The sequence below is a fragment of the Anaplasma marginale str. Florida genome (genome assembly GCF_000215485.1).
Classification (GTDB): Bacteria; Pseudomonadota; Alphaproteobacteria; order Rickettsiales; family Anaplasmataceae; genus Anaplasma; species Anaplasma marginale.
In genome coordinates, this window is sequence record NZ_AFMS01000071.1 from 1 (window position 1) to 2519 (window position 2519).

Genomic DNA, 2519 nt, shown 5'->3' on the forward strand with positions numbered 1-2519 from the left:
GTGGCCGCCAATATCGTTCTTTCCGAGGTACAAAAGAGGCTTTCTGGTAATCTGGGTGTGGTTATTTCTCTGTTTTGCGTTAATGGAATTCAGTGGATTGTTTGGTATATGACGCTCGGCGAAGCATCACAGATATTTTACCTGGGACTACAAATGTTGTGGGGCGGAATTGCGCATATACTAGCATCCAGAAATTGGAGGAGGAGGTACAGTATACTGCAAGTCCGCAGGCCGTGGTAGGGGGTATTACGCTGTGGAACATGGCTTTGTGCGGTTTCTCCACAAATCTCAATACACTATTGCTGGCCGTGCCTTCCCGCACCAGTGTGTGGGAGGTTTTAACCAAAATTGTGCCGCATCACGCTGGGTATAACGCACTGTGTAGTTCAAAAAAGGCATTTTCGATTTTAGGTTCTTGCAAGGTTGAGGGAACTTCGGCCTGATCGCTTGGGTTTTCCTCTGTATTACTTTTTGTGTCTGTTGGCACGGTCTTGTTGCATCTATCCTGTTTTTTTGGTTCAGAAGTAGCCGCATCTGCCTCGTTGTCTGCCTCATTGGTTGCGGCAGATAAGTTTTTGGCACGTCGCAAAAAATTTTTGGGAAGAAAGAGGTGTTCTCTTTTTGTGTTTCAGTAGCTGATTGTTTGTCAGATTTATCACTTGCCTCTCCAGGCGTATCGGTTGCAGTTGTCGGAGATTGAGCCGCATGTTGGGTGCATAGTTTGTATATGCAAACCAGGGGGGTTACTATCAAAAACTTTAGTATGAGTAGAATGCTTTTCCATATTGCTGATAAGAGCCACAACAAGCGCGATTGTGGCTTCTCTTCCGAGTGCGGGAGCGGTTTTTTTACGTTTGATCTACCGCGTCGGTGAGATGCACTTTTCCCTTCAGTAGGCTGCCCAAATTCTAACCCACGCTTTTTTACACTATCCAAACCGCGGAATCCTTGCGGTATATCATAGTCGGAAGCCTCTTTTCCTGAGCGGCTGTCAGCGCTTGGCTGTTTGTGTGCCTCTACGAACCTCGCAATATGAGACTCAAACGAGCGCTCGTCTGTGTCTGCGCCTTTTGTAGAAGCCTGTGTCACCATTTGTTCAATCCACTGGAGTTGCGCCATGTTTGGTCGGTACTCCGGCTTATCTGATTCCACGAATGTATCACGGGTATCGCTCCCACGTGCAGCGTGATCTGTACCACGTTTCCCGTCCTTGGTGTCTGATTGTACCCTTGGCGTTTTTGCCAAATCCCCTGTTGTCACCAGCGGTTTCTGGTGTGCGCTCTGTTCCGGTTGTACCGTAGGGACTGTGGTGTGATGCTCCGCCAGTGCAATGCCTCTATGCTTGGGGGCTACCCCGACAGGTTTCCTGGGGTATGGGCTCAAAAGTGTTCTATACTCTTTCGCGCTGTGCCAGCAGGTTGGTAGGGTGCTTGTCACGCAGGTGTGTGTCAGCTCCGGTATGGCGAACGTAATGAAATCCGTTGAGCGATAGCGTGCCCAAGAGCAATGGTGCAACTTGAACCCTCTTGGCACACGTCTCACTCCTAACTTGGCTTCGCTTATAACTATCTCAGGCCTATGTTCGCTGCCTGCTGCACGCTTTGTCACTACGTAGGAAAGTAGTGCGTGTATATTTTGCCCAGACAGGGGTATATGCACAGAGCCGTGTTCGATTACTTTATATCTCTCTTCTTGCTCATCCGGGACCTTTAGGGGGACTTTAAAGGATATTTTTTGAAAATACTCCGGCTTCGTATTCCGCCTGTCGGCACAGCTATCAGCTATAACCGTATGCAAGAACTTACTCAGCAGCTCTTCCGCGTCCTGGTGTGGTGATACAAAAATGTGTGTGCAGATGTCCTTATTATTTTTCAGGAACCCAACATCTTTGAACAGAATTTGTTTCTGTGGGTTTTCGCAGGAAAACTTAGGCGCGATGCGTGCATGCATATCTGCGTCTCGCTTTTGCATCTCTTGCGCATCTAGAAGCGCCTGGAGACGCTGCTTGTACGTTAGAACTTGTTGGGGGCTCAGGCTACTGCTGCCTAGCATATCTGCGGCTTCCAACTTGCTTGCAGCCCTAATAAGGTCGAGTTCAATAGACAAAAACACGCGTTTAAGGCATTGCTTTGCCTTCCACGCGCATTCGTTAGAGCTGTTGTTGCCATCCTCCGATTTTGCGGTAACGCGGAACGATAGATCGCGCAGTTCTACGTCATCGGTGCCAGAAGATTGATTGCGTACTGCAACAAGGTCATAGTTTATGGTCATTATTACGTCTTCCACAGGCGCGTTGTTGTAGACATCCTGAACTTTGAATGTGATGATTTCTTCGCAACGCATGCCTATGGGAGGGCAGTTTGGATCAGGTGCGGCAGCTTTTTGTGTTCGACTGCTACTACCAAAAAACGAGTGTATCCAAGACCGCTGCTGGGGCTGTTGTGGCACGGCACTGTTGGGGATAATGTTGCAAATTTTGATATCGCTTCTACAGGCACTTATCTGTGGGTTTGGGGGAT

General features: G+C 48.6%; 1 protein-coding gene and 1 pseudogene. One reads left to right on the plus strand and one right to left on the minus strand.

Going from position 1 to position 2519, the window contains the following annotated elements:
• A pseudogene (locus tag GAC_RS05830) lies at window positions 1–240 on the plus strand (hypothetical protein); the annotation flags it as partial.
• A gap of 48 nt (window positions 241–288) precedes the next feature.
• Here GAC_RS05830 and GAC_RS01985 read toward each other — a convergent pair.
• Window positions 289–2519, minus strand: a 2231-nt coding sequence (locus tag GAC_RS01985) for a hypothetical protein (RefSeq protein ID WP_241760120.1), incomplete at its 5' end; no start/stop codon positions are given.